Below are 24,903 nucleotides of genomic sequence, written 5' to 3'. Positions count from 1 at the left end.
TTTCTACTAAACTGTGATACTAGAGATGTTTGATTAAACTATAATATAAAAGGGTTGAAAGAAAAATGGGTAAAAAAGCTACAAAAGCCGCTGATAATATGTACTATCTCGCACGTTGCGAAGCCGCTGAGACGAATGCGGACTTCAGCAGCCGGGAAAAAGCCGCCGAACTGGTGGACATCGACCGTACCAGACTGGCCAGGATCGAACTGGACACCATTGTTCCCTATCCCGAGGAAGTCAAGGCCATGGCCAAGGCCTACAATACACCGGAGCTTTGCAATTCCTTCTGTGCCAGGGAATGTCCTCTGGGCCGCAGCAGTGTATCGGAAGTCGACATTGTGGACTTTGACCGGCTGGCATTGAAGGTACTGGGTTCCTTAAAAGATATCGACACCCTGCGGGCTTCCCTGATTGCCATCTCCGAGGACGGCATCATCTCCGAAGATGAGCGCCCGGCCTTCCAGGATATTCTGGATTCCCTGGAGAAGATCAGTACCAATGCCAAAGCTTTGAAATTATGGGCCATCAAAAATATACACATCAAGGAGGAGGACGTCTGATCCTCCCCCTTTTTATCCTATTTTATTCTGCTTATCTTGCCGTTGCTTTCTCTGCGAATTCCGTAGTTACCAGTGCCTCGTAAGGTACTCTCTCTTTCAGTACATCCGAGTCCTCCAGAATATTCTGCAACAGGTCAAAGGCATCTTTATGGAAGATCAGATCCTCTTTCCAGGTATCCTGTTCCTGATATCTGGCAACAATAGCTGTCAATGTGTCACTTTCGGTCTCGGCAAACTGGGGTGCAATACACTTGGCAATTTCCTCCGCACTATGCTCCTGTACATAATCCATACCCTTTTGCAGAGCATCGGTAAATGCCTGGATAATCTCCGGATTCTTTTCCAGGTAACTCTTCTTTGCTGAAAAAGAGGTATAAGGAACATAACCGGACTCCTCCCCCAGAGAGGCCACCACATAACCGTCACCCTTTTGTTCCAACAATGTGGCATGAGGCTCGAACTCAATGGTAAAATCTCCCTGTCCACCGGAAAAAGCTGCTGCCGTGGATCCGAAGTCAATGCTCTGGTCAATGGACAGATCCATGTCCGGATCAATATTGTTCTTCGTCAGGATATATTCAAACACCATCTCCGGCATTCCACCGGCTCTGCCACCCAGAACCTTGGACCCCTTCAGCATATCCCAGGAAAAATCATCGATGGGTTCTCTGGCCACCAGGAAATTTCCCGCCCGCTGGGTCAGTTGGGCAAAGTTCACCACATAGTCTTCCGTTCCTCCGGCATAAGTGTATATGGTGCTCTCGCTGCCCATAAAGCCGATGTCTGCCTCCCCGGTCAATACCGCCGTCATGGTCTTATCCGCACCGAATCCCGTCACCAGTTCCAGATCGATCCCGGCATCCTCAAAGTATCCTTCTTCGATAGCCACATACATCGGTGCATAAAAAAGAGAGTGGGCTACCTCATTGAGCACCACTCTGGTCTTCTTTGGTCCGTTCGTCTGCTGTGTGCTGCCGCAGCCCGTAATCGTAGCTGCTGCAAGCACTACAAACAATACTGCTACCGTTACTTTCCTTCTTTTCATAATCGTTCATCCTCCCTGAAATTACATATTTATTCTATGTAACCTCAGGGAAAACGTTCCGGGTAATTACAGATTTTCCTTGATCTTGTCGATCATCTCCTGGTACTCCACATCAGTCAGAAGGGTCTTGCCGGGGTTCATCTCAAAGGTTCCGCCCCACTCGAAACCGTCCTTGTACTTCGGGCACAGATGCATGTGCAGATGACAGCCGGTGTCACCGTAAGCGCCGTAGTTTAATTTATCGGGATGGAATGCTGCATGAATAGCTTTGGCTGCATGAGCCACATCCTCGAAGAATAATCTTCTCTCTTCCTCGCTGATGTCCACGACCTCGCTGACATGGTCCTTATATGCCACGATACATCTGCCGGGATGGCTCTGCTCCTTGAACAGGATCAGGCTGCTTACCTTCAGATCACAGATAAAAATACCGAACTTGTCTAACAGTTCTCCTCTCATACAATATCCACAATTTGCGTCTTTCATTTGTTCTCCTATCTGCCCTCTTACGGGGCCTGCCGTCTGTGGCTTGAATTCTTGTCCGGTCTTGCCGGGCGGAATCAGCTATAATGTTATGTTGATCAGCTTACGGATGTTCTCCGGATCATAGTTCAACACCAGTTCCTTCGGAAATTCCAGTTCCCGCATCAGCTGCTCTGCATCATCAAATGCTCCGATGGCAAAGCACATATGGCTGTCCGTTCCCATTATAACAGGCTGATCATACTTCATGCAAGTCTTTAACAGCTCTGTAATATTTTCTCTGCCTCCTTGTCTGGCAGACTGGGGATTCAGGGATGAATTGTTCACTTCCAACACCGCCTGTGCCTGTCTGGCCTCTCGCACCAGTTCGTCATAATCCAACGGAAATCTGCCGTCATCGGGATGCCCAAGTATTTTCACATAAGGATTCTGAAAAGCTCTGACAGATGCCAGTGTATTCTCCTTGCGGCTTCCCGCAGTAAAGGCAAAGGGATGAATGCTGGCAATGGCATAATCCATTTTCTGCAGATAGCGCTCTTCCAGATCCAGTTCACCGTTTGTACTGCAGATATTTGCTTCTACGCCGCATAGCAGGCGCAGACTTCCATCTGGCTTCGGTATTACCCGGCCGGTGTTTTCTTCTCTGCCATATGTTCTGGGGATTACTTTGTAATTACTGAAAAAAAATTCATGAGGTCCTCCCGGTGAAGTCGGTCCGTGCTCACTCATTCCCAGGTACTGTAAGCCCATTGCCAATGCAGCATCTATATTCTCCAATAAGGTACTATACGCATGCCCTGCTGCCAGAGTATGCGTATGAAGATCCATGATTGCTTTCATTCTATTGTCCTTTTACTTTCCAAAACGGTCTAATTCTTTTTCTTATGAGCTTCCTTCTCCGGTTCCTGTGCTTTCATCGTATCTGCCAGATCCGCTACCAGCTGTTCCACAATCATCTTCTTCATATAGACATCAAAGCTCAACAGGCAGATCAGGGCAAATTTCTGTAAAAACTCCTGCTCTTCTCCGGTCACTTCGGTAAAGGAATCCTCTGCTCTGCGGAATTTCTCCACAACATCCTTTTTCAGATCCTCCAGCTGTTCCTTCTCCAGCACCACCACTTCCTTGTAGACGCTCTCTAGGTCAAAGACCTGTCCGTTCTGAAAATAGCGGTCAGTAAGGGGCTTAAGCAGCGTCTGGATCTCATTCATGGGAATGATCCCTTTATAATAGTAGATAAAAATAAGAAGCAGCACATGCTCTTTGGAATATTTCTTCTTCACCGGCGGCGGCAGCAGATCATTCTTCGCATAATTATTGATCATGGTCTTGGTCAGGATGCGGTCTTCGGTCTGGGGCCGCACTGCGGAACGCAGCTTACGATCCATAAAGGTCAGTACCTGATCCATATACAGATCAATATTCGGAATGTCTTCCGACTTGATATATTCTACTTTCTCCAGACTCTGTAAGATCATCTGAAGTAATTCTTCTGTTGTTGCTGCCATAATGTTCCTGCTGTCCTTTCCGTGAGGTAGTTTCCAAAAATATTAACTCGAGAACCCGTGCTTCGCACTCCACTGTCTGCTTCGCAGACGGTTCTCTCGTTAATGCATGCAAGAAAACAAATGCTCGCTCTGCGAGCGCTTGTTTTCTTGCATGCATTCATTATATAGTATTCAAAACTACATGTCAACAGTTGCACCTTTTCTCTGTTCTCTGAATTTATGAAGATTTTATAACTATTTTGTTTCACTCCTTTACTTTACAACTTTAGTATGCTAAAATACTAATAGTTGCGTTGTATTGATTACAACTATGGAAAGGTGTGTCGATAATGAATAAAAAAATCAAAACGGACGCTGTAGATTCCCTTTTTGATGCGGTGTTGTGTCTGCAGTCCCGTGAGGAATGCTACAGTTTCTTCGAAGATCTGTGTACTGTCAACGAACTGTTGTCTCTGTCCCAACGGTTCGAAGTGGCTGCCATGCTGAAGGACGGCAAGACATATCTGGAGATTGCCGAGAAGACCGGAGCTTCCACCGCCACCATCAGCCGCGTAAACCGTTCTCTGAATTACGGCAACGACGGTTACGAGCTGGTCTTTGGACGTATGGAGAAAAAGGAAACGGAACAGAATTCTTAACTTAATGAATAAAAACAGGAGCACTCAAAAACGGCGCTCCTGTTTTTATTTTATCTTTTATTCTTCTTATGCTTCGCTTGTATTGGCTGCTGTTGTTTCCGCAGCTGGAGTTTCTGTCTTCTCCACCGTCTCTGCTGTCTGTGAAGTCTCCTGATTTTCTCTCTTTTCTTCCTCTTCCACTTCCTTCAGAGCTTCTGCGATGGCTGCCTTGGCACTCTTGCGTCCTGCCCGGACCGCTTTGGCCGTTCTGGCTTTACCTTTTCTGTCAGGAACTGTCTGGTTCATATCGATTTTTCCCTGGAATACGGCATGTTCATCAATAACGATCACCTTTGTGGCAATGTCCCCCAGCACTTTGGCCGAAGCTGTCAGTTCCGCTTTCTCCGGTGCAGTGATATTTCCGGTCACTTCCCCGCCGATCAGAACAGATGCAGCCTGTACATCTCCTGTGACTATGCTTCCGGCTCCCAGGATCAGGTTGCCTGTCACCGTCACGTTACCACCAATCTTACCGTCAATTCTTGCGGAACCGTCCAATGTAAAATCTCCGGTCAACTCCGCTCCGGCACCGATCAGTGTGCTCATTTTTGTATCTGCATTCTTTTTTCCTAACATGTATCTTCCAAACCTTTCCGCAATCAACCACTGATTGCCAGCATATCCATAGGATTAATATAACTTCCGTCTTTCTGCATCTGGTATCCCAGATCCGCGTTATCTTCGCCAATGACAAACAAGGTAGTTCCCTGTACTACGGAATCCCCCACATTCACTGTGGTATCTCCTTTATTCCGATAGATGGTGACATAACCGTTGCCATGATCCACCCACACGCTGTGTCCGTAGATCTCGTCATCATTTATGGCAATGACCGTACCGCTGGCTGCCGCCACAACCGTAGTTCCCACCGATGCATGGAATATGCACATGGGATCGCCCTCACTTACTTCCTCCATGGATGCAGAACCCGTCAGAGGGAATTCCGTAGGAAGGCTCTGCTTTTCCAGAGTTGCTGATAATTCGCTCTCACTCTGTACCTTCTGGCTTACGGTGTCGCTTAAGATCTGTATCTCTTCCGCCTGTTCCGTCACCTGCGCTTCCAGCTTACTGTTCTGCTCGCTCAGTGTCTTGTTCTCTTCCTCCAGTGCCATAACCTGTTCATGGCTCCGTCTGCTGGCGTTCTCCCAGAGCTGTCCCTCGTAGATAAAATAGCCGATCACTCCGCCGATCAATACACACAACAGAAGTACCACGACTTCCACGATCCATGCACGTACACGGAACTGCTTTACATTGGCATCTGCTGCGTCTGACGTAAGAATCAGCACATGGTTCAATCTTCGCTTATGTTTACGTCTTTTCATAGAGTCACCTCCGCTAAATATCAACCCATTTTACCACAGGAAAGCTCTTACAGCAATCATTTCTTAACATTTTTGTAATATTTTCCCAAGATTTTCTTCATTTATTCGTATTTAAAAGGGAATTGCCTATAAATTTTTGTGCAATTTTACAGAATCGTCTATTTACTTTTACTACCTGCTGTGCTATGATGCACTTGCTGAGACAATGTTGTATACATTGCAAAAAGTAAATGACAGCAAAGAATTTGTGGAGGTATCTATTATGAACAAAGGTACAGTTAAGTGGTTCAACAATCAGAAGGGTTATGGTTTCATCTCCGATGAATCCGGCAAGGATGTATTCGTACACTACAGCGGTCTGAACATGGACGGTTACAAGACCCTGGAAGAGGGCGCAGCCGTTTCTTTTGATATCGTAGATGGAGAAAAGGGACCTCAGGCTGTTAACGTAACCAAACTTTAATCATAAACGAAAAATAAGATCCGCAGGCGCTATCACATGATGGTTCCTGCGGATCTTTCTATTTTTCTCTGCACACTGTCAGTACATCTTCCCATTTCATGCTGCCGCCGAAGAGATCCAGTGCACTCCCGATGGTCACATTCATCCGGTTCTGCCCCAGTTTTTTTAACAAATACAGATCTTCCATGGAGTGAACACCACCCGCATAGGTGATTGGATTTCCGGTATAATTTCCAATAAACTTTACCAGTTCCTGTTCAATTCCCCGGGCCTTGCCTTCCACATCCACGGCATGGATCAGGAATTCATCACAATAGGCAGATAATTTTTTAAGTAGTGCCTCATCCACTGCTTCTTCTGTCAGCTTCTGCCAACGGTCAGTCACTACCAGATACTGCTCTCCCGCACGCTTGCAGCTTACATCCAGCACAAGGTGCTCTTTTCCGATGGACTGGACCAGTTTGTCCAGTCTGTCATAGTCGATCCGTCCCTCCCTGAACACATAGGACGTCACGATCACATGGGAGGCCCCTGCTGCCAGATACTCTGCCGCATTCTCCGCCGTGATGCCTCCTCCGACCTGCAATCCTCCCGGATATACACGCAGGGCCGACAATGCCTGTTCCTTCGTTGCCTCATAATAAGGGCTGTCCGAGGCATTCAATAAAATAATATGTCCGCCTTTTAAACTGTTTTTCTGATACAGTTTTGCATAAAAGGCAGCGTCCTGTTCTGAGACAAAGTTCTCCTGCGCCCGATCACCAAGATCTTTTAAGCTTCCACCGACAATCTGTTTTACTTTTCCGTTATGAATATCAATACAGGGGCGAAATTCCATCTTTTTCCTCGTTTTCTTCCAAATGATTTTTATTTTTTTGAATTATTTTCTAAAATCCGCACATACTACCCTCAAGCCGACCATCTTTGGTTCGGACTGAATATCCCTGACGGGCATCTTGAAATGGAGGACATTATGAAAAATAAGACAAATAACGTAACATCCCACATCGGGAAAAAATTACTGGTTCTGGGCATCATCACAGTCTACCTGTGTATGGCGACCGCCTGTGGCACCAACAAGAACAACAATAACTCCGGCAGCATGGCTGCCTCTCCTTCTCCGTCCACCTCTCCTGCTGCTCAGGGGAGCACAGAGGCGCAGACCACAGAGACCGGAACTGCCGCTACCGACAGCACTATGGGTGACATGAACGGCAACGGTAACACCGTAGGAGAAAATGATTCCATGCTGGACAATGCAGGCAATGCCATCGGAGAAGCCGGTGATACCGTAGGCAATATCGTGGACGATGCCGCAAACGGTGTCTCCGATATCACCAACGACCTGGTAGGCAACGGTAATGATACTGCAGGTAACAACGATTCTACCACTGCCACCACCGGAGCCGGCCAGAGATAAGTTATACCTCTTCCATGATCGTACCTTCCCGGTAAGCCTCCAGGAGTTCTTCCAGATAGAAGATATTCTCCTGGATCTCCTTGCCGGTATCGGTATCGGCCACCAGTTTTCTGCGGGGGAAATTCTCCACCACCACGGAATCCGAGAAAATATCCGATTCCTTGATGATCGCCGCTTCCGTAGATTCAAAAGGTTCATGGGCTACCAGACGCATTCCTCTGGAATTACATACCAGCGTATATCCCGCAATTCCCGTCTTTTTCTGATATGCTTTGGAAAAGCCACCGTCGATGATCAGCAGCTTACCGCCGCATTTGATGGGTGATTCCCCATGGATCTGTTCCACGGGCACGTGACCATTGACGATATGGGCATCGGCCTTGTCCAGACCGAATTCCTCTAAGATTCTGCCGATGACTTCCTCATTTTCCAACAGCTTATAGTAACTGTTTTTCTCTTCTATATGAGTCTCCTTATCCTTCAGGAAATACCGCTCAAAGGTAGCCATTTTTGCCTTGCCGAACACCGGGGAACCGGGGCCTGCCCAGATGTACCAGATCATATCCTGTCCCAGAGCGCGCTCTTTGGCTTCCTTGGCATAATAACCTCTTCTGGCGTAATATTCCAGAATGTCGTACAGTGCTTTTCCGCAATACTCTTTTCCGCAGATCTCCACCTGCATGAAACTGCCGTCCGGATTCAAGGGGACACAGCCGTGATACAACAGATTGCCGTTGTAAATCTTGTACATGCCGCCCTTGGAAAACAGAAATTTTACATGGCGCTGCAGTTTCTCACAGCGCATGAACACCTGCTGCAGGCGCAGCATGACCTTGCTCTCTTCCTCCGTGAGTTCGTAAGGATGTACAGGATCCACCGTAGGGAAATCCACGTCTTTCATGGGATATTCTTTGCCGTCCACGCAGATCGTCTTTTTCTCGAAATCGATCCGATGCAACAGCATCCGGTCTTCCATATGGAACTCCGGGTGTCTCATGATCAGCTGTCCTTCCAGCTTGAACTGCAAGATAGCAATTGCTTTATGCATCTTGGTGTCCAGCCCGAGATCCTTGGTATTGTAATCGGTATTGAACTTGATGGTAAAGACATCGCAGTTGGTATTCTCATAAGTTTCCAGTGCAAATGTAGCCAGAGGCAGCAGGTTGATGCCGTAGCCATCCTCCAGAGTGGCGAGATTACCGTATCTGGCAGACATTCTGACCACATTGGCGATACAGGCCAGACTTCCGGCCGCCGCGCCCATCCACACCATGTCATGGTTGCCCCACTGGACATCCACGGAATGGTATTCGCACAAAGTATCCATAATAATATGAGGGCCGGGACCTCTGTCGTAAATATCACCGACGATATGCAGATGATCGATGACCAGCCGCTGGATCAGGTGGCTTAACGCAATAATAAACTGCGGCGCTCTGCCGATGCGGATGATAGTATGGATGATCTCATTATAGTATGCCTCTTTGTCCTGGATTTCTTCCTTCTCCGTGATCAGTTCTTCGATGACATAGGCGAAATCCTTCGGCAATGCCTTTCTGACTTTGGAGCGGGTGTATTTGGAAGAGACACGTTTGATGACCTGTACCAGACGATGAAGGGATATTTTGTACCAGTCCTCCAGATTGTCCTCTTCTCTTTCCACGATCTCCAGTTTGCTCTCTGGATAATAGATCAGGGTTGCCAGGCTTTTTTTGTCCTTGTTGCTGATGGTGTTGCCGAATTCCTCGTCGATCTTGCGGCGTACGGAACCGGAACCGTTTTTCAGGACATGGTTGAACTGTTCGTATTCTCCGTGGATATCCGTCAGGAAATGTTCCGTACCTTTGGGGAGGTTCAGGATGGACTGGAGGTTGATGATCTCTGTGGAGGCTGCCGCTATATTTTTGTATTGGTGTGAGAGGGTCTTTAGAACCTTCTGTTCCATTTCGTTCATGAAATTCACCTTTCTATGTTACTTCACGAAGCGTACGGATACCATGCCTCGGTGTAAGGTCTCCGAGTGTGAATTTTCTAGGAAAAGTGATTCATTTGTTCTACTTAACACGGGCACGCCTACACGCACCATCCGTAGTGCGGATCGGCTGTCGCAAACATCGTGTTTGCTCCACCCTGTTCTTCAACACTTTTCAAGAAAATGTCAACACTCTGCGACAAACATCATCGCCATGGCATCCATCCACTTCGTCAGTTCATGACTTTACCCGGTAATTACATCGCTGCATCGATCACATCAGACATGTTGTACATGCCGGCGGGCTTGCCTGCCAGGAACTTGGCTGCCTGTACGGCGCCTTTACCGAAGACAGCTTTGGAGTAGGCGGTGTGGGAGAAGGTTACCACTTCGTCTGCCCCGGCGAAGATCACATCATGGTCACCGACGATGGTGCCGCCTCTGACAGAGCTGATGCCAATTTCTTTCTTCGGTCTCTGCTCTCTGCGGTTGCTGCGGTCATAGACATATTCATACTCACCGTTAAATTCCTCGTTGATGGAATCTGCCAGTGCCAGTGCGGTGCCGCTGGGAGCGTCTACCTTCAGATTGTGGTGCTTCTCCACAATCTCCATATCGAAGCCTGCGTTGGCCAGCACTCCGGCAGCTTCTTTCAAAAGCTTTAACATCAGGTTGATACCTAAGGACATATTGGCGGATTTTAAGATGGCCACCTTTTTCGCTGCTTCGTCTACTTTCGCCAGCTGTGCCTCGGACAGACCAGTGGTACACAGCACGCAGGGAAGCTTTTTCTCCACGCAGTAATCCAACAGCTTGTCTACTGCCACGGCTGCGGAGAAATCAATGATTGCATCTGCAGCCACATCACATTTGTAAATATCTGTGAATACAGGGTAGGGATTGTGTCCATCGTCTCTGGCATCAATTCCCGCCACCAGTTCCATATCGGGGTCCGCTGCGATCAGTCCGCTGATCACCTGTCCCATTTTACCGTTACATCCATGCATGATTATTTTTACCATTTTTCTTTTCTCCTATCTATCATGATTTTTGTAATAACGATCCAGCAGCCCTCATATTCATTTGCAAAAGCGCACTATGAATCGTTACTTTTTGAAAAAAGATCCCGCCCATGACAAAAATTTCACAGGCGGGATTCTTCCACTCTTGCTCTCTATTTTCCAGCCTACAGGATACCATAATCCTTCAGGGCTTTTTCAAGCCTCTTGGCATTGGCCTCTTCCATTTCACACAGAGGCATACGGAACGCACCGGCTCCCATTCCCATCATGTTCAGTGCGGTCTTTACAGGGATCGGGTTCACTTCACAGAACAGCGCGTTACACAGATCCATGGCATCTAACTGCATCTGACGGCTGCCTGCCACATCTCCGTCAAAGAACTTCTGGCAGATCTCGTGGGTCTGTGTAGGTGCTACATTGGAAAGTACGGAGATAACTCCGACTCCGCCCAGGGCCAGAATGGGTACGATCTGGTCGTCATTACCGGAATAAATATCCACAACGCCCTGTCCGATGGCTGCCAGGTGAGCGATCTGGCTGATGTTGCCGCTGGCTTCCTTGACACCTACGATGTTCTCCACGTCCTTACACAGCTTCACTACGGTCTCCGGCAGAATATTGCAGCCGGTACGGCTGGGTACGTTATACAGAATAGCGGGAACCTTCACAGAATCCGCAACGGTCTTGAAATGACGATACAGTCCCTTCTGGGTTGCTTTATTATAGTAGGGACTTACCAGCAGAATGCCGTCCACGCCGTATTTCTCCGCTTCCTGAGACAGGTATACTGCAGTCTCGGTACAATTGGAACCGGTACCTGCTACTACGGGGATTCTCTTTGCAACTTTGTCCACACAGTATTTGATAGTATCCAGATGCTCCTCATGGGTCAGGGTAGATGACTCACCTGTGGTACCGCATACGATAATAGCATCTGTGCCGTTTGCGATCTGGAATTCGATCAGTTCACCGAATTTCTCATAATTGACGGATCCGTCCTCGTTCATGGGTGTGACGATTGCCACGCCTGCTCCTTTAAAAATAGCCATATGCTTCCTCCATTTGCAAAACGCCAGCGCACAATGGCGCCGGCGCTGATTATCCAAGCTTATTTGATAGCGCCCCATCTGCTCACGAGATGACAGTCATACGCTTCTTAAACGTATGCCCAAGATAACATATACAGGATACCTTATCTTTCGGCGTGTTCCCCTTTCTTCTTCCCTCATCGGTACCTGTTACCTCCGAAAAAATACTCTTGAAAAACGCAACCTCTATCTTTTTAAATATAGTTTTATGATAGCATCAACCCATGTGACTGTCAATCCCAGACCTTGAATTTTACCGTTTCAATCTTGGACACTTCATCCGCCAGAACACAGATCTCATCGTTCAGGGTGATTCCCGTCAGAATCACATCCGTATCTCCCCTGCATTCCAGTAATGCCTTCAGGTCATCTTCCGTAATAATATCCTTCTCCACCAGTCCCAGCACTTCGTCCAGGATCAGCAGATCGCATTCTCCAGTCGTCAGTACTTTCTTGGCAAAGCCGATCCCGTTACGGATGTTCTGGATCTCCTCCTGCTTCTTTTCCTCCGGTAATTCCACGAAATTACCGTCCGATTTCTCGAAACGGAACAGCTTGATCTCCGGCTCCATTCTGCGTAAAAAATCGGAATCCCCCAGTCCCTTTCCCTTCAGGAACTGAATAATAACGACCCTCTTGCCTTCTACCGCTGCCTGTACCGCTCTTCCAATCGCTGCCGGTGATTTGCCTCTGCCATCGCCGGTATAAATATAGATGCATCCTTCTGCCATTCCACACCTCATGGTCTATCTGCGTATCTGACGCTCCCTAGCTGTACACAGTTACTAATATCTATGCATTCTTTTATACCATATATTGTCACTTTTTGCAATCTTTTGTCGTTAGACGATGGATTCCTGCACCTGTGCCTCCTCCAGAAGTTCCAGTTTGCTGACGGATACCTCGAAAGCTACTCTTTTCTCCACATGCTCTTCATCCAGTTTTTTCATATATTCACGGCTCTGGATCCGTCCCCAGATCGCACAGCGCTCTCCTACCTTGAAATGCTCCGCATAACGGGCGTTACGTCCCCAACAGATACAGGGAATATAATCGGATTTTCCGTACGGACGGTTTACCGCCAGCAGCAGATCCGCTATTTCTCTTCCCAACGGTGTCTTACGATACACCGGTTCCTTACATATATATCCATCCAGATAAATCTGGTTCGTCTTCGAACTTTCTTCCATTTCTTCAATAAATTTCACTTCTCTGGCAAACACAGACAACACCAGTCTGTTCTTGCGCTCCTCATGACGATTGTAGGAACGAAACTGTCCGTTCACACACAAAAGCATTCCGACATAGCTGGCTGTCACGTCCAGTAATCTTTCTGAGACCATCACTGGTATAATGTCAAAACTGTCGCTCAGTCTCGTACATTTGATGTCCACCATGTAGAATCCTTCCCCATAGATCTCATGGCTGTAGGAAAAATTGCTTACCACTTCCCCCATCACCGTTACCTGATTGTTTTCAATAACCTTATCTGTCATTTTTGTTCTCCCTTCTACATCTTCTGACTCTTCTACAACAATCTTTATGTATTGCACTACTATTTATACTCTAAAATCCATCGTTTGAGTACTAAAACTCATCGCACAAAAGGGCAAATTACGCACAAAAGGGATTTCTTTTCCATACTTTTTCATATAGAAAACCACCAAAAGCGTTGATTTTCCACGGTTTTTTCTTGCGTCCGGAAATGATAAGTGCTATACTGAAACAGTTTGAAAAAAGATTGAATCAGTTGCACGCATTTTTAGAAAGGCAAGGATTTTTATGAGACAAAAAAGAGAAGATGTCAGAAACGTTGCAATCATTGCTCACGTAGACCACGGTAAAACCACTCTGGTGGATGAGCTGTTAAAACAAAGCGGTGTATTCCGTGAAAATCAGGAAGTTGCTGAGCGTGTCATGGACTCCAACGATATCGAGCGTGAGCGTGGTATCACCATTCTGTCCAAGAACACTGCCGTTATGTATAAGGGTACCAAGATCAACATCATCGACACCCCGGGCCATGCGGACTTCGGCGGCGAGGTAGAGCGTGTCCTGAAAATGGTAAACGGCGTTATCCTGGTGGTGGATGCCTTCGAGGGTGCCATGCCCCAGACCAAATTCGTGCTTCGTAAAGCACTGGAATTAAAGCTTCCCGTTATCGTATGTATCAATAAGATCGACCGTCCCGAAGCAAGACCCGATGAGGTCGTAGACGAGGTACTGGAACTGTTCTTAGAGCTGGATGCGGATGATTCTCAGCTGGATTGTCCTTTCGTATATGCTTCCGCAAAGGCCGGTATTGCCTCTCTGGATGCTGACGAAATGGGTACTGATATGGAACCTCTGTTTGAGACCATTTTAAACTACATCCCCGCTCCCGAAGGAGATCCGGATGCGGCTACCCAGGTACTGATCAGTACCATTGATTATAATGAATATGTAGGACGTATCGGTGTCGGTAAAGTAGACAACGGTACCATCCGTGTAAACCAGGATGTGGTCATCTGTAACCACCACAACCCCGACAAGATCATTAAGACCAAGGTCAGCAAGCTGTATGAGTTCGACGGTCTGAATAAAGTAGAAGTCAAGGAAGCAGGCATCGGTTCCATCGTTGCCATCTCTGGTATCAGCGAGCTTCACATCGGTGACACCATCTGCTCTCCGGAAAATGTGGTACCCATTCCTTTCCAGAAGATCAGTGAGCCTACCATCGCCATGCAGTTCATGGTCAACGACTCTCCCCTGGCAGGCCAGGAAGGTAAATTCGTTACCAGCCGTCACCTGCGTGACAGACTGTTCCGCGAGTTAAATACCGATGTATCCTTGCGTGTGGAAGAGACCGATTCTCCTGACCGTTTCAAAGTATCCGGCCGTGGTGAGCTGCATTTGTCCGTACTGATCGAGAATATGCGTCGTGAAGGTTTTGAGTTTGCAGTAAGTAAGGCTGAGGTTCTGTATCATACCGATGAGAACGGCAAGAAGTTAGAACCTATGGAGCTGGCTTACATCGATGTTCCCAATGAATTTGCCGGTGCTGTTATTGAGAAGCTTGGTCAGAGAAAAGGTGAACTTCGTAACATGGGTTCCATTTCCGGCGGCACTTACACCCGTCTGGAGTTCTCCATCCCCGCAAGAGGACTGATTGGTTACCGCGGTGAGTTCATGACCGATACCAAGGGTAACGGTATTCTGAACACCGTATTCGACGACTACGGCCCTTACAAGGGAGATATCCAGTATCGTAAAATGGGTTCCCTGATCGCATTTGAAGCCGGTGAAGCTATCACCTACGGTCTGTACAATGCGCAGGAGCGTGGTACTCTCTTCATCGGACCCGGTGAAAAGGTATACTCCGGTATGGTCATCGGTCAGACCGGACGCAGTGAGGACATCGAGATCAATGTCTGCAAGAAGAAGCAGCTGACCAACACCCGTTCCTCCAGTGCTGACGAAGCTCTGCGTCTGACACCGCCCAAAATCCTGTCTCTGGAGCAGGCTCTGGACTTCATCGATACCGACGAACTGTTGGAAGTAACTCCTACCAACCTGCGTATCCGTAAGAAGATTCTGGATCCGACCATGAGGAAACGTGCCATGATCAATAAGAAAGCTTAAGAAGATTTATAAATAGAACCACCTTCGTGTACTGCCTGCAGTATGTGAAGGTGGTTTTTAACTGGGTTAACAAAGAATCCCAAATGCCCACGGCGAACGGAACATCCTTCCTCGATGTAAGGTCTCCCGGTGGGAATTTTCTGACGAAAAGTGAGTAGCGGTTCTAACCCGTCCGTGCACGGCTCCAGTTGCCATCCATGGCAACGTCCGCCTGTCGCGAACGTCCTGTTCGCTCCACCCTGATGTTCAACACTTTTCGAGAAAATATCACCACCTCCCGACAAACATCTTCGGAAGGACATTCCATCCGCCGCGGGCATTCTGCGTTTTGGAAAGCCTGCGAAAAAACAGTAGCCCGCGTTGGGGTAAGGACAAGCAGACTCTAAGCAGCCGTCGGTACTTAGCGAGGGTACTTTCCTCGCTTATGTACCGCTACGGTCTGCATCCGAAGTGGAAACGGGTCTGCGGTTCTTAGCCCCAATACGGGCTACGGGGATATTTCACTAACTCTTCAGTTAATTCCAGGTGGCTGTCAACACATGCTCCCCGGTCATCTGGACGACGGTGTCTGCAGTAATAGTCTGTCCGCTGTACTCCCAGCCAGCGAAGGTACTCCCTTCTTTTACCGGGGTGGGAAGTTCGCCATAGGTCTCGCCGAAGGTCACCTGTTTGGATTCCACGGCGGAACCGTCGGCACCGGTGCCGCCGTCATAGTCGAATTTCACGGTGAACTGTGCGGGAACCCAGTGAGCGGTCAGAGTCATATCGCCGGTGACTTTCTCCGACTGGAAATACCACAGCACTGTCTCTCCTTCTTTTTCCGTATACCACCCGTCAAAGGTGTAGCCGGGCTTATAAGGGGTCTCGGGCTCTGTAAGGAATTCACCGTAGCGTACCTTCCGGGCTGCCACTTCACTTCCGCCGTCCGTATCGTACACAATGTTGAATCCACCGCGTACCGCGAAGAAAATAATCATTCCCACGATCACCACGATCAGGACACCGATCAGGCCATCCAGAATGCGGATGGGAACATCCTTGCTTCCGTAAATGCCGCGGCCGAACCATTTTCCTTTCGGACGGATTGCTTTCTCCGGCTGCTGCGTCGTTTCCGACTGCGTGGTGACTTCTGCTGCCTTTTCTTCTGTATTCTCTGTTGTCACTCGTTCCTGATTCATAATTTTTCCTTTTCCTAATCTATCATAAGCAATTTCTATGTGCTGCGCACTCTCGAAATTGCAACCAATATTCGTATTCCGGACTGTCGTCCTTCATACTCATATTGTTTTACTACCCACGTAGAAAACATCCTTTACCTGCAAGCAGTCACGGATGTTTTCTATGGGGGAGTCTTATGTCATTACTTTCTTACCAGGTACTTTCTCATATCGATCGCGCAGGCAACCAGAATGATGAGTCCTTTGATCACATACTGCATGTTCATGTTGATGGACAGGAAGTTCAGTGCTACGAAGATGATTCTTAAGAGAAATACACCAAGTACGACACCACTGATCTTACCGGTACCACCTACGAAAGAGACACCGCCGATAACGCAAGCTGCAATGGCATCACACTCGTAGTTCAATCCGGTATTTGCTGTGTTGGAACCGATACGGGAAGACTCGATGAAACCGGTCAGACCGTACATGGCACCTGCCAGTGTATGTACTAAAATGGTGGTTTTCATTACGTTAACACCGGATACCTTTGCTGCTTCGGGATTGGAACCTACTGCAAACATGTTCTTACCGAAGGTGGTCTTGTTCCAGATGAACCACATGATAACAACGATCAAAGCTGCCAGCCATACATAGTTGGGAATGGCGATTCTCGCGCCGCCGGCATTGAAGGAGATCACGCTTCCCTTTACCACATCGTTGAAGTGCTGATCCAGACCGGACAGAGGCTGACCGTTATTGCCGTTGATCATGATGTACATTAACAGTAGGCCGTATACGATCAACTGGGTAGCCAGAGTTACGATGAAAGGATGCAACTGGAATTTCGCTACGAAGAAACCGTTGACCCATCCCACGATACCGCCGACCAACAGTACGATCAGGATCACCAGAGGGATCGGAAGTACCGGAAGGTTCGGGAACATCTTGGTGGCATAAGTCACGGACTGCATCAGGGATGCCGTGATACATGCGGTCAGTCCTACCACACGTCCTGCGGACAAGTCGGTACCTGTCAATACGATACATCCTGCAATACCACAGGCAATGGGAAGGTTCGCCGCGGACAGGCTGATGATGTTGACAATGGAAGCCGCCGACAGGAAATTGGAGTTCTGGATGTAAGTGTAAATAATTGCTACGATCAGCAGGATGTATAAGGCATTGTTAAGTAAAAATTCTTTCCAATAGGTCTTCTTGTCTCTGCTGTCCAGCTTCTTGTAGTCTGCAAAATTTTGCTTTACGCCGTTAATTTTATTCTGAATTGCTTTGCCGGGATTCATACGCATATCCTCCTATACATATTTTGCAGCAAGAGACATGATCTCTTCCTGTGTCGTATTTTTGGCATCTACTTCTCCTGCCAGCTTACCGCCGCTCATGACAAGAATTCTGTCACATACACCCAGCAGCTCCGGCATCTCCGAAGATACCATCAGGACAACTTTGCCCTTATTGGCCAGATCGATGATCAGCTGGTAGATCTCGTACTTTGCACCTACGTCGATACCTCTGGTAGGCTCATCCAGCATCAGCACCTCCGGCTCTGTGAGAAGCCATCTGCCGAGGATAACCTTCTGCTGGTTACCACCGGACAGTGACCGGATCTTCGTCTTCTGGGAAGGTGTCTTGATATGCATGGCATCAATGGCCCATGCAGTGTCCTTCTCCATGGATTTATCACTCAGATAAAATCCTGCTTTTTTATGTTTCTTCAGACTGGAGATCACCGTGTTCTCCCGGATATTCAGGATTCCGAAGATACCGGTGGCACGACGTTCCTCCGTCAGAAGTGCAAAACCGTTTTTAATGGACTCTCTGGCATTGCGGTTTCTGACCTCTTTGCCGTCCAGTTTGATCACACCGTCTTTTCTGGTGGCCACACCGAAGATATTCTCCAGTGTCTCCGTTCTGCCGCTGCCGTCCAGTCCGGCCAGACCTACGATCTCACCCTTTCGAGCCTTAAAAGATACATCCTGCAGCAAGGAATATCTCGCGCTTAAGTGTTCTACCTCCAATGCCACTTCACCGGGCTTGTTGGTCTTGGGCGGGAACTGGTTGGTCAGTTCACGGCCTACCATCAGTTTGATGATCTTGTCTGTAGTCAGGTTCTGTGCAGGCTCTGTTGCGATCCAGGTACCGTCACGCATGACGGTGACTTCATCTGCGATCCGCAGGATCTCTGCCATCTTGTGAGAAATATAGATAATACCGCATCCTCTGTCACGAAGCATATTGATGATCTTGAACAGATGCTCCACTTCTTCTTCCGTCAGGGATGAAGTAGGTTCGTCAAATACAATGATCTTACTGTTGTAGGATACCGCTTTCGCGATCTCTACCATCTGCCTTTGTGATACCGGCATCGTACTCATGATTCTCTTGGGGTCTACAGCGATCCCCAGTTCTTCAAAAATCTTGTTGGTGTCTTCCAGCATCTTGTGCTCGTTGACCATAATGCCTGCTGTCATGGGATAACGGCCCAGCCAGATATTATCCATGACATTTCTTTTCAGTGCCTGATTCAGTTCCTGGTGAACCATGGCCACTCCGTTATTCAGTGCTTCTCTGGAATTTTTGAAATTGACTTCCTTGCCTTCCAGTTCGATCTTGCCTGCATCCTTACTGTAGATGCCGAACAGACACTTCATTAAGGTGGATTTACCGGCGCCGTTCTCTCCCATGAGCGCGTGTACCGTTCCTTTTTTTACGGTAAGGGATACATGATCCAGTGCCTTTACGCCGGGGAATTCCTTGCATATGTCTGTCATCTGAAGTAATACTTCCTGTCCCATACGCATCCTCCTATACATAAAGAGCGGCCGCTGCCAGATGCAGCAGCCGCTTCTTTTATTTACTTGTTATTCAGATCATTCTCCGGTGTAAGTAGCGTAAGGGATGTAGATCTTGTTGCTAACCTTCTCAGAGATGTTGAAGCTGTCGGTATCTGCCATCAGATCCTTGCCAGCCTGGATGTTCTTAGCCAGGTAAGCAATACCGTTTGCCATACCTTCTGCATCCTGCTTGATGGTACCGGTCATCTTGCCGTCTGCGATCAGCTGCTTGGCTGCGTCAGTTGCATCAACACCGAATACAGGAATGGTGGTGCAGTTGCCATCGCCTAAGTTGTAGCCCTTGTCATTCAGAGCGGAGATAACGCCTTCAGCCATACCGTCGTTGTTGCAGATAACCAGCTCGATCATGTTACCAGCGGACTCATTGTACTGAGACAGGTTGGTGGTCATGTAGTTGTTAGCTGCGGTTGCGGACCAGTTACCGTCCTGGTCAACCTGATACTTATCGGTATTGGATGCATCGAAGTACTCCAGAGCGGGCTTGCCTGCTGCGGTGATCACTGCATCTGCATCTTCTACGCCGTACTGGGTACGATAGATTGCTTCTACGTTACCTAACTGACCCATGAACATTGCGTAGCTGATCTTGCCATCGCCATTCAGATCAATAGCATCGAAGTTGTCTACTACATACTGACCAACCATCTTACCCTGCATATGACCTGCTTCGGGAGCATCGGTTCCAACGAATGCACACTTGTCATAGCTGCCTAATACCTTACCTTCATCCTCATCGGATTCTACCGCACGGTTGAAGAAGATAACGGGGATTCCTGCTGCGCTTGCCTTGTCAACGATGGCCTGGGAAGCGTCTACGGAACCGGATGTTACGATGTTGACGATCAGAAGGTTGGTACCCTGTGCAATAGCGGTATCGATCTGCTCGTTCTGGGTGGTCTGGTTACTGTTGCCGTCATAATTCTGGAACTTGATGCCTGCTTCGGTAAGCGCATTATCCAGTGCAGTACGCACGCTGGAGATGTATGTATCACTGTAGGTGTAATAGAATACTCCTACATTCAACTCTCCCTTTCCTCCGCCGCTCTTTCCGCACGCTACGAGGCTGAGCATCATAATGCCGACCAACAGTAGTGACATGAACTTTTTCATATAAAATACCTCCTTGTTTTGATGAAAATGTATGTGTTTCATCTCTTGATGAGGTAATTATATGGCATCTTGTACATAAAAGATATACAAAATCTTACGCATGGGGTTAAAAAATATACTATTCTGTACACATTTTGTTCATGTTCTGTACATAATTTGTAACTATTCAGAGCCGAAAAGCATTACATAATTTCGTCGAACGCTTGCATTCGTAAGAATTATGTAATGCTTATTCGGCGAAGTAACCACATGAGCAAAAGAATAGCTCTGAAAGAGCGGTTTTGCGAGTGGGGTTCTGAATAGTTACTTTCTCTCTTCAAAAGAGAACAATATCTTCTGGCTCTCCCGCTCGTACATGTTCTCTCTGGTCACAATAGTGGTGGCTGTGTCTATCACGCTGGGGCCGCCGGTCTGTCCGTTGATCAGGTTCGCTGCCGTCTCCACTCCCAGATACCCCATGGCATAGGGGTTCTGCACGATCAGGGCATCCACCTCCCCGGTCTCCAACATTCCCACAGAGACCACATTGGAGTCAAACGCCACCACCTGCGTCCTGTCTCCCCGGTCCAGATCCCGGATGGCCCAGCCCACACCGAGGCTGGTCCATTCGTTAAAGGTCACCACCACATTGATCCTGGAATCCGACAAAAGCATCTCTTTTGCTCCCGCTCTGGCATCCTCCGTGGTGGAAAGGACATTGATGGTGGTAATATCCTTTACTCTCGGGTCCTGCTCCACCGTCTGCCGGAATCCCAGTTCCCGTTGCTGCCCGTTGGCGGAATTCACATCATAATTCACGATACCGATATACAGTTCGTCTTCTCCCACCGCCAGAGCTGCTTCCGCCGCCTTCACACCGGCCTGCAGGTTATTGGTCCCAATGCGGCAGCTTACCATACTGCTGTTGACATCACTGTCAATGACAACGATCTTAATTCCTCTCTGGGCTGCCTGACCGATGATCTCCGCATTGGCATTGTAATCCACCGCAGAGAAAACGATCACATCCACTCCGTCCTCCATGGCCTGCCGCACCATCTCATTCTGGGTCACATAATCTTCTTCCGATTCCGGGCCGTTAAACGTAACATTCAGATTGTATTCCGTAGCCGCCGCCCGGGCACCCGCAAAGACACTTTTAAAAAAGGCGCTCTCCGTGGACTTCACGATCATAGCCACCTGGGTTTTCCCTGTCTCAGCTTCTTTTCCGCAGCCACTCATGCTCATAAGAAGCAGGACACCCGCAGCCAGCAGGGACAGTATTTTTTTTATTTTCTGTTTTCTCATACTTTCTCCCATCCTGCCGCTGCATTTTCTTCCACCTTTGGCATCCGTATGATCACAGTAGTGCCTTCATCCAGTTCGCTTTCTATGGAAAGACCGTACTCTTTTCCGAAATAAATCTTAATCCTGTCGTTGACGTTCTTGATGCCGATGCCAGAATTATCTCCCGGCTCCTTATGAAGGATCGACCGACACTGTTCCTCTGACATACCGACACCGTTATCCTCCACCCGGAAGACCACATCTTCCCCTTCGCTGTAGATGCGGATCAGAATCCGCCCTTCATCCACCATGCGGTCCAGTCCGTGATAGATGGCATTTTCGATAATGGGCTGCAGGGTGATCTTGTTACAGTAATATTGCAGACAGTCCTCTTCCACCTGAAACTCATAGGAAAACTGATTCTTATAGCGGAAATTCTGGATCTTTAAATAGCTTCTGGCATGCTCTACTTCTTTTTCAATGGTGATCAATTCGTGCCCCTTGCTGATACTGATACGAAACAGTTTCGCCAGAGCATTGACCATCTCCACGGCATCCTGACACCTTTCTTCCTCGCAGAGCCACCCGATGGCATCCAACGTATTATATAAGAAGTGGGGATTGATCTGGGCCTGCAGAGCCTTTAACTCCGTTTTGCGCAGGGAAATCTCTTCCTGACGTACCTGCTTCATCAGTTTCTGGATCTTTCTTACCATGTGCTCGTAGGACTGTGACAGTGCCTCGATCTCCGTGGTGCCTTCCACAGGCTGATAAACATATCCCGCAGCATCCTTTTCGAACTCTTCCATAGCCCGGATCAGACGCTGCACCGGATTGGTCACCAGTCTGGATACCAGAACACTGACCACCATGGTCGTCAGCAGAATGATTGTCAGCATGACACAGATGTTTCCCACCAGTTCCATCTCTTTGGCCGTCACCAGTTCACTGATATAGCTGACACCCACCACCTTCCAGTTACAGTTATCCAGCGCCCGGACACTACAGATCAGTTCTTCGGTCTCAAAGGAACCGTTGTGGCTCAGATCCAGTCCCTCCGTGGCTTCCGTCTTAAGACCCGAATACAGCAGCTGCTGTTGGGGATGATAGATGATCTCTCCGTTACTGTCTGTGATAAAGCAGTAGCCATGCTGTCCGATTCCCACATCGTCCACATAATCCGATATTTTGGAGAAACGGATATCAATGACTACCCGCAGCTTCTGTCCGTCTGCTCCGGGAATCTCCTGTAAGACCGATACCACCCAGGGATAATAGTCCTGCAACATAGATTCCACATGGGGTTCCGACAGATAGAGTACCCCGGGGCTGTAGGAATCCAGTTCGATATAAGACAGATCCTTCAGATAATGTCCCTTCAGAGTATGAGTTCCCGTATGGGAATCCACCAGCTTCCCCTGCTCATCATAGATATAGACCGCCACCAGATCCGACCGGACACTGCAAAGAGTCTCCAGTGTCTGCCCGGTACTTCCGCCGCTCTTTGTCAGATCCTTCTCGATCAGACTCATGATCTCCTGCATATCTCCGATGTAGTTAGAAATGGTATTGGAAGCCTGAGTCACCGCCTGTTCACTGCTGGTATGTGCCGCCTGTTTCATACTTCCGACATAAAGAGAAAAAAAGTAAAAAGTGGACCACAGCAAAAACAGGGTAACCAGTCCCACCACTAATGTCGTAATGATAAAAGAAAGGGACGTTTTTTGCTTCTTCATATCTTATTCTTTCTCCTGTCGCATGGCATTGGGAGATACCCCGCAATACTTTTTAAAGCAGTAGCTGAAATAATGCTGATCGCTGTAACCGCAGCGCTCCGCAATCTCCCGCATCTTCATGGAACTGCCCAGTACCAGTTCCCTTGCCGTTTCGATCCTCTTTTTCGTCAACAGATCCACGAAGCTTGACCCGGTCTCCTTTTTGATCAGGGCACTCAGGTAATTGGGGCTCACATGAATGCTGTTGCTGACGCCCACCAGAGACAGGGACGGATCCCCATACTCCTTGTCGATGATCTGCATGGCCTTTTCACACAGGATCTGGCTGCTCTTTTTCTTGCCCGCATTGACCAGTTCCCATACTTCCAGGCAAAGTGCCGTGAAACGATCCCTGGATTCCCGTATCGGACCTTCCAGCATGGCAAAACGCTGGAACAGGGCGGAATCTTCTGTCACCGTATAGGCAATGCGGATCAGCGCCGAGGACATCCGGAAGATCAGGAATTTGCATTTCAGGGCAGCATCCTGCTGCACCTCCAGTTTGCCAAATGCATCCTTCAGATAGTTTTCCAGTTCCTCTCGGGAACCACCACGGATCAGATTCTCCATCTGAGTAACACATTCCGCCGCCAGCTCCATGTCCATGGTGTTATCCCGCTCTTCATCGGCAATATAATGGATGTTGCTCTCTCCCGGAGTGCAATATCCCAATGCACTCATAGCTCCTCTGTAGGCCTCGTGGCATTCTCCCAGATGTTCTCTGATACGGCTGACACCGATATGACAATGCATTTTCAGAATGCGTTCCGTACTCTGTACCATCTCTCCCACGGCAATATGCAGATACCGGTCGAAGGTCGACGTGGTGGCCGCCAGCACTGCAATGATCCTGCCGTCCATGGCAAAAGAATAATGCTTCATATATTTTTGCAGTATCATATCCACGGAATGTACCAGTTCCGGTCTCGTACGGTTCTTCCCGTTGGTATCCTCCACCGTGATGGCCAGCACCACATACTGAAAGGCATTATTACGATCCTTCAAAAAGCCGTTGCCAACCGCCTGTTCCTGTAAAAGTTCCTCCCGGTCCTGCCCCTCAAAGCTGGCATAATCATCTAGCAAAAGGGGCAGAAAAAACTGTTGCAGATCCGGATTATCATGTTTTCTGGCATCAAATTCCGCAAAGATTCCGTCGATCTTAAGCTTGATCTTCTTCAGTTCTTCCGTCAGATCCACCATAGTGATAGGTTTCAACATATAACTGATGATATTGTACTGGATGGCCTGCTGGGCATAAGAAAATTCATCGAAGCCGCTTAAGAAGGCGATCTGTGTGGTAGGACGTACCTCTCTGACCTGTCTTGCCAGCTCGATTCCGGAGACAAAAGGCATCCGGATATCCGTAAGCAGCAGATCCGGTTCCATCCTCTCCACCAGTTCCAAAGCTTCGATGCCGTTCTCCGCTTCCCCCACGACTTGAAATCCGATGCTCCCCCAGTCGATCTTCCTTATGATTGCTCTGCGTAATTCCTCTTCGTCATCTGCCACTACGATTGTATACATCGCTG

The 24,903-nt window shown here is 48.2% G+C and carries 24 protein-coding genes and 1 riboswitch; of the genes, 5 read left to right on the top strand and 19 right to left on the bottom strand.

All coding sequences use genetic code 11. The features are described 5' to 3' along the window. Window positions 1–65: 65 nt before the first annotated feature. A complete protein-coding gene (locus DWZ61_RS01265; RefSeq protein ID WP_022313488.1) occupies window positions 66–563 on the top strand; it encodes a helix-turn-helix transcriptional regulator in 498 nt (165 codons plus the stop codon). A gap of 31 nt (window positions 564–594) precedes the next feature. On the opposite strand, the gene DWZ61_RS01260 is transcribed toward DWZ61_RS01265, so the two are convergent. The 4 genes from DWZ61_RS01260 to DWZ61_RS01245 form a co-directional block, all read right to left on the bottom strand. Then, window positions 595–1,608, bottom strand: coding sequence for an ABC transporter substrate-binding protein (locus DWZ61_RS01260; protein ID WP_118537179.1), 1,014 nt, complete (start codon window positions 1,606–1,608; stop codon window positions 595–597). A gap of 66 nt (window positions 1,609–1,674) precedes the next feature. Beyond that, on the bottom strand, window positions 1,675–2,094 hold the full coding sequence (locus DWZ61_RS01255; protein ID WP_118537178.1) for an HIT domain-containing protein: 420 nt from the start codon (window positions 2,092–2,094) through the stop codon (window positions 1,675–1,677). A 78-nt stretch (window positions 2,095–2,172) separates the two neighbouring features. Beyond that, on the bottom strand, window positions 2,173–2,931 hold the full coding sequence (locus DWZ61_RS01250) for a phosphatase (protein WP_118537177.1): 759 nt from the start codon (window positions 2,929–2,931) through the stop codon (window positions 2,173–2,175). A 29-nt stretch (window positions 2,932–2,960) separates the two neighbouring features. Next, window positions 2,961–3,599, bottom strand: coding sequence for a DUF1836 domain-containing protein (locus DWZ61_RS01245; RefSeq protein ID WP_022313492.1), 639 nt, complete (start codon window positions 3,597–3,599; stop codon window positions 2,961–2,963). Window positions 3,600–3,928: 329 nt separating this feature from the next. On the opposite strand from DWZ61_RS01245, the gene DWZ61_RS01240 reads away from it, so the two are divergent. Then, window positions 3,929–4,237: a YerC/YecD family TrpR-related protein gene (locus DWZ61_RS01240; protein ID WP_022313493.1), complete on the top strand. Its 309-nt coding sequence runs from the start codon at window positions 3,929–3,931 to the stop codon at window positions 4,235–4,237. A 66-nt stretch (window positions 4,238–4,303) separates the two neighbouring features. On the opposite strand, the gene DWZ61_RS01235 is transcribed toward DWZ61_RS01240, so the two are convergent. Both DWZ61_RS01235 and DWZ61_RS01230 read right to left on the bottom strand, forming a co-directional pair. Further along, on the bottom strand, window positions 4,304–4,852 hold the full coding sequence (locus DWZ61_RS01235) for a polymer-forming cytoskeletal protein (protein WP_022313494.1): 549 nt from the start codon (window positions 4,850–4,852) through the stop codon (window positions 4,304–4,306). Window positions 4,853–4,875: 23 nt separating this feature from the next. After that, a complete protein-coding gene (locus DWZ61_RS01230) occupies window positions 4,876–5,601 on the bottom strand; it encodes a peptidoglycan DD-metalloendopeptidase family protein (RefSeq protein ID WP_022313495.1) in 726 nt (241 codons plus the stop codon). A gap of 262 nt (window positions 5,602–5,863) precedes the next feature. Here DWZ61_RS01230 and DWZ61_RS01225 point away from each other — a divergent pair, with 262 nt between their 5' ends. Continuing rightward, window positions 5,864–6,064 (top strand): cold shock domain-containing protein, encoded by a 201-nt coding sequence (locus tag DWZ61_RS01225; protein WP_022154906.1) that lies wholly within the window; start codon window positions 5,864–5,866, stop codon window positions 6,062–6,064. A gap of 58 nt (window positions 6,065–6,122) precedes the next feature. On the opposite strand, the gene hisA is transcribed toward DWZ61_RS01225, so the two are convergent. Then, window positions 6,123–6,902: a phosphoribosylformimino-5-aminoimidazole carboxamide ribotide isomerase gene (hisA, locus tag DWZ61_RS01220; protein ID WP_022313496.1), complete on the bottom strand. Its 780-nt coding sequence runs from the start codon at window positions 6,900–6,902 to the stop codon at window positions 6,123–6,125. Between the two features lie 135 nt (window positions 6,903–7,037). On the opposite strand from hisA, the gene DWZ61_RS01215 reads away from it, so the two are divergent. Beyond that, window positions 7,038–7,484, top strand: a complete 447-nt coding sequence (locus tag DWZ61_RS01215; protein WP_022313497.1) for a hypothetical protein — start codon at window positions 7,038–7,040, stop codon at window positions 7,482–7,484. Window position 7,485: 1 nt separating this feature from the next. Here the strand turns inward: DWZ61_RS01215 and DWZ61_RS01210 are convergent, their stop codons facing one another. From DWZ61_RS01210 to DWZ61_RS01190, 5 genes are all read right to left on the bottom strand, one after another. After that, entirely contained in the window at window positions 7,486–9,429 is a 1,944-nt protein-coding gene (locus DWZ61_RS01210) for a fructose-1,6-bisphosphatase (protein WP_347475404.1), read from the bottom strand. A gap of 284 nt (window positions 9,430–9,713) precedes the next feature. Then, window positions 9,714–10,478 carry a 4-hydroxy-tetrahydrodipicolinate reductase gene (gene dapB, locus DWZ61_RS01205; protein WP_118537175.1) on the bottom strand — a complete coding sequence of 255 codons (765 nt, stop codon included), beginning with the start codon at window positions 10,476–10,478 and terminating at the stop codon, window positions 9,714–9,716. Window positions 10,479–10,642: 164 nt separating this feature from the next. Beyond that, window positions 10,643–11,527 (bottom strand): 4-hydroxy-tetrahydrodipicolinate synthase, encoded by an 885-nt coding sequence (dapA, locus tag DWZ61_RS01200; RefSeq protein ID WP_118537174.1) that lies wholly within the window; start codon window positions 11,525–11,527, stop codon window positions 10,643–10,645. Window positions 11,528–11,586: 59 nt separating this feature from the next. Then, a riboswitch (Lysine riboswitch) is annotated at window positions 11,587–11,763 on the bottom strand. A gap of 36 nt (window positions 11,764–11,799) precedes the next feature. Then, window positions 11,800–12,297 (bottom strand): cob(I)yrinic acid a,c-diamide adenosyltransferase, encoded by a 498-nt coding sequence (locus DWZ61_RS01195; RefSeq protein WP_118502776.1) that lies wholly within the window; start codon window positions 12,295–12,297, stop codon window positions 11,800–11,802. Window positions 12,298–12,408: 111 nt separating this feature from the next. After that, window positions 12,409–13,062, bottom strand: a complete 654-nt coding sequence (locus tag DWZ61_RS01190; protein WP_022313502.1) for a single-stranded DNA-binding protein — start codon at window positions 13,060–13,062, stop codon at window positions 12,409–12,411. A gap of 286 nt (window positions 13,063–13,348) precedes the next feature. Here DWZ61_RS01190 and typA point away from each other — a divergent pair, with 286 nt between their 5' ends. Further along, window positions 13,349–15,187 carry a translational GTPase TypA gene (gene typA / locus DWZ61_RS01185; RefSeq protein WP_118537173.1) on the top strand — a complete coding sequence of 613 codons (1,839 nt, stop codon included), beginning with the start codon at window positions 13,349–13,351 and terminating at the stop codon, window positions 15,185–15,187. Window positions 15,188–15,702: 515 nt separating this feature from the next. Here typA and DWZ61_RS01180 read toward each other — a convergent pair. From DWZ61_RS01180 to DWZ61_RS01150, 7 genes are all read right to left on the bottom strand, one after another. Continuing rightward, window positions 15,703–16,365 carry an InlB B-repeat-containing protein gene (locus DWZ61_RS01180; RefSeq protein ID WP_118537172.1) on the bottom strand — a complete coding sequence of 221 codons (663 nt, stop codon included), beginning with the start codon at window positions 16,363–16,365 and terminating at the stop codon, window positions 15,703–15,705. A 182-nt stretch (window positions 16,366–16,547) separates the two neighbouring features. Then, entirely contained in the window at window positions 16,548–17,651 is a 1,104-nt protein-coding gene (locus tag DWZ61_RS01175) for a hypothetical protein (RefSeq protein ID WP_022313676.1), read from the bottom strand. Window positions 17,652–17,663: 12 nt separating this feature from the next. Next, window positions 17,664–19,163, bottom strand: a complete 1,500-nt coding sequence (locus DWZ61_RS01170; RefSeq protein ID WP_117464867.1) for an ATP-binding cassette domain-containing protein — start codon at window positions 19,161–19,163, stop codon at window positions 17,664–17,666. A gap of 75 nt (window positions 19,164–19,238) precedes the next feature. Continuing rightward, complete coding sequence (locus DWZ61_RS01165; RefSeq protein ID WP_117464866.1) at window positions 19,239–20,333, bottom strand: galactose ABC transporter substrate-binding protein; 1,095 nt, start codon at window positions 20,331–20,333, stop codon at window positions 19,239–19,241. A 303-nt stretch (window positions 20,334–20,636) separates the two neighbouring features. Further along, entirely contained in the window at window positions 20,637–21,620 is a 984-nt protein-coding gene (locus DWZ61_RS01160; RefSeq protein ID WP_182426962.1) for a substrate-binding domain-containing protein, read from the bottom strand. Continuing rightward, window positions 21,617–23,335, bottom strand: coding sequence for a sensor histidine kinase (locus DWZ61_RS01155; RefSeq protein WP_118537170.1), 1,719 nt, complete (start codon window positions 23,333–23,335; stop codon window positions 21,617–21,619). The genes DWZ61_RS01160 and DWZ61_RS01155 overlap by 4 nt, the downstream gene beginning before the upstream one ends. Before the next feature lie 3 nt (window positions 23,336–23,338). After that, window positions 23,339–24,898 carry a response regulator gene (locus tag DWZ61_RS01150; protein ID WP_118537169.1) on the bottom strand — a complete coding sequence of 520 codons (1,560 nt, stop codon included), beginning with the start codon at window positions 24,896–24,898 and terminating at the stop codon, window positions 23,339–23,341. Between the last annotated feature and the right edge of the window lie 5 nt (window positions 24,899–24,903).

The organism is Clostridium sp. AF34-10BH (genome assembly GCF_003478095.1).
GTDB classification, from domain to species: domain Bacteria; phylum Bacillota; class Clostridia; order Lachnospirales; family Lachnospiraceae; genus Acetatifactor; species Acetatifactor acetigignens.
Note: the sequence above shows the minus strand (reverse complement) of the source record. Positions and strands in the feature narration are given on the sequence as shown.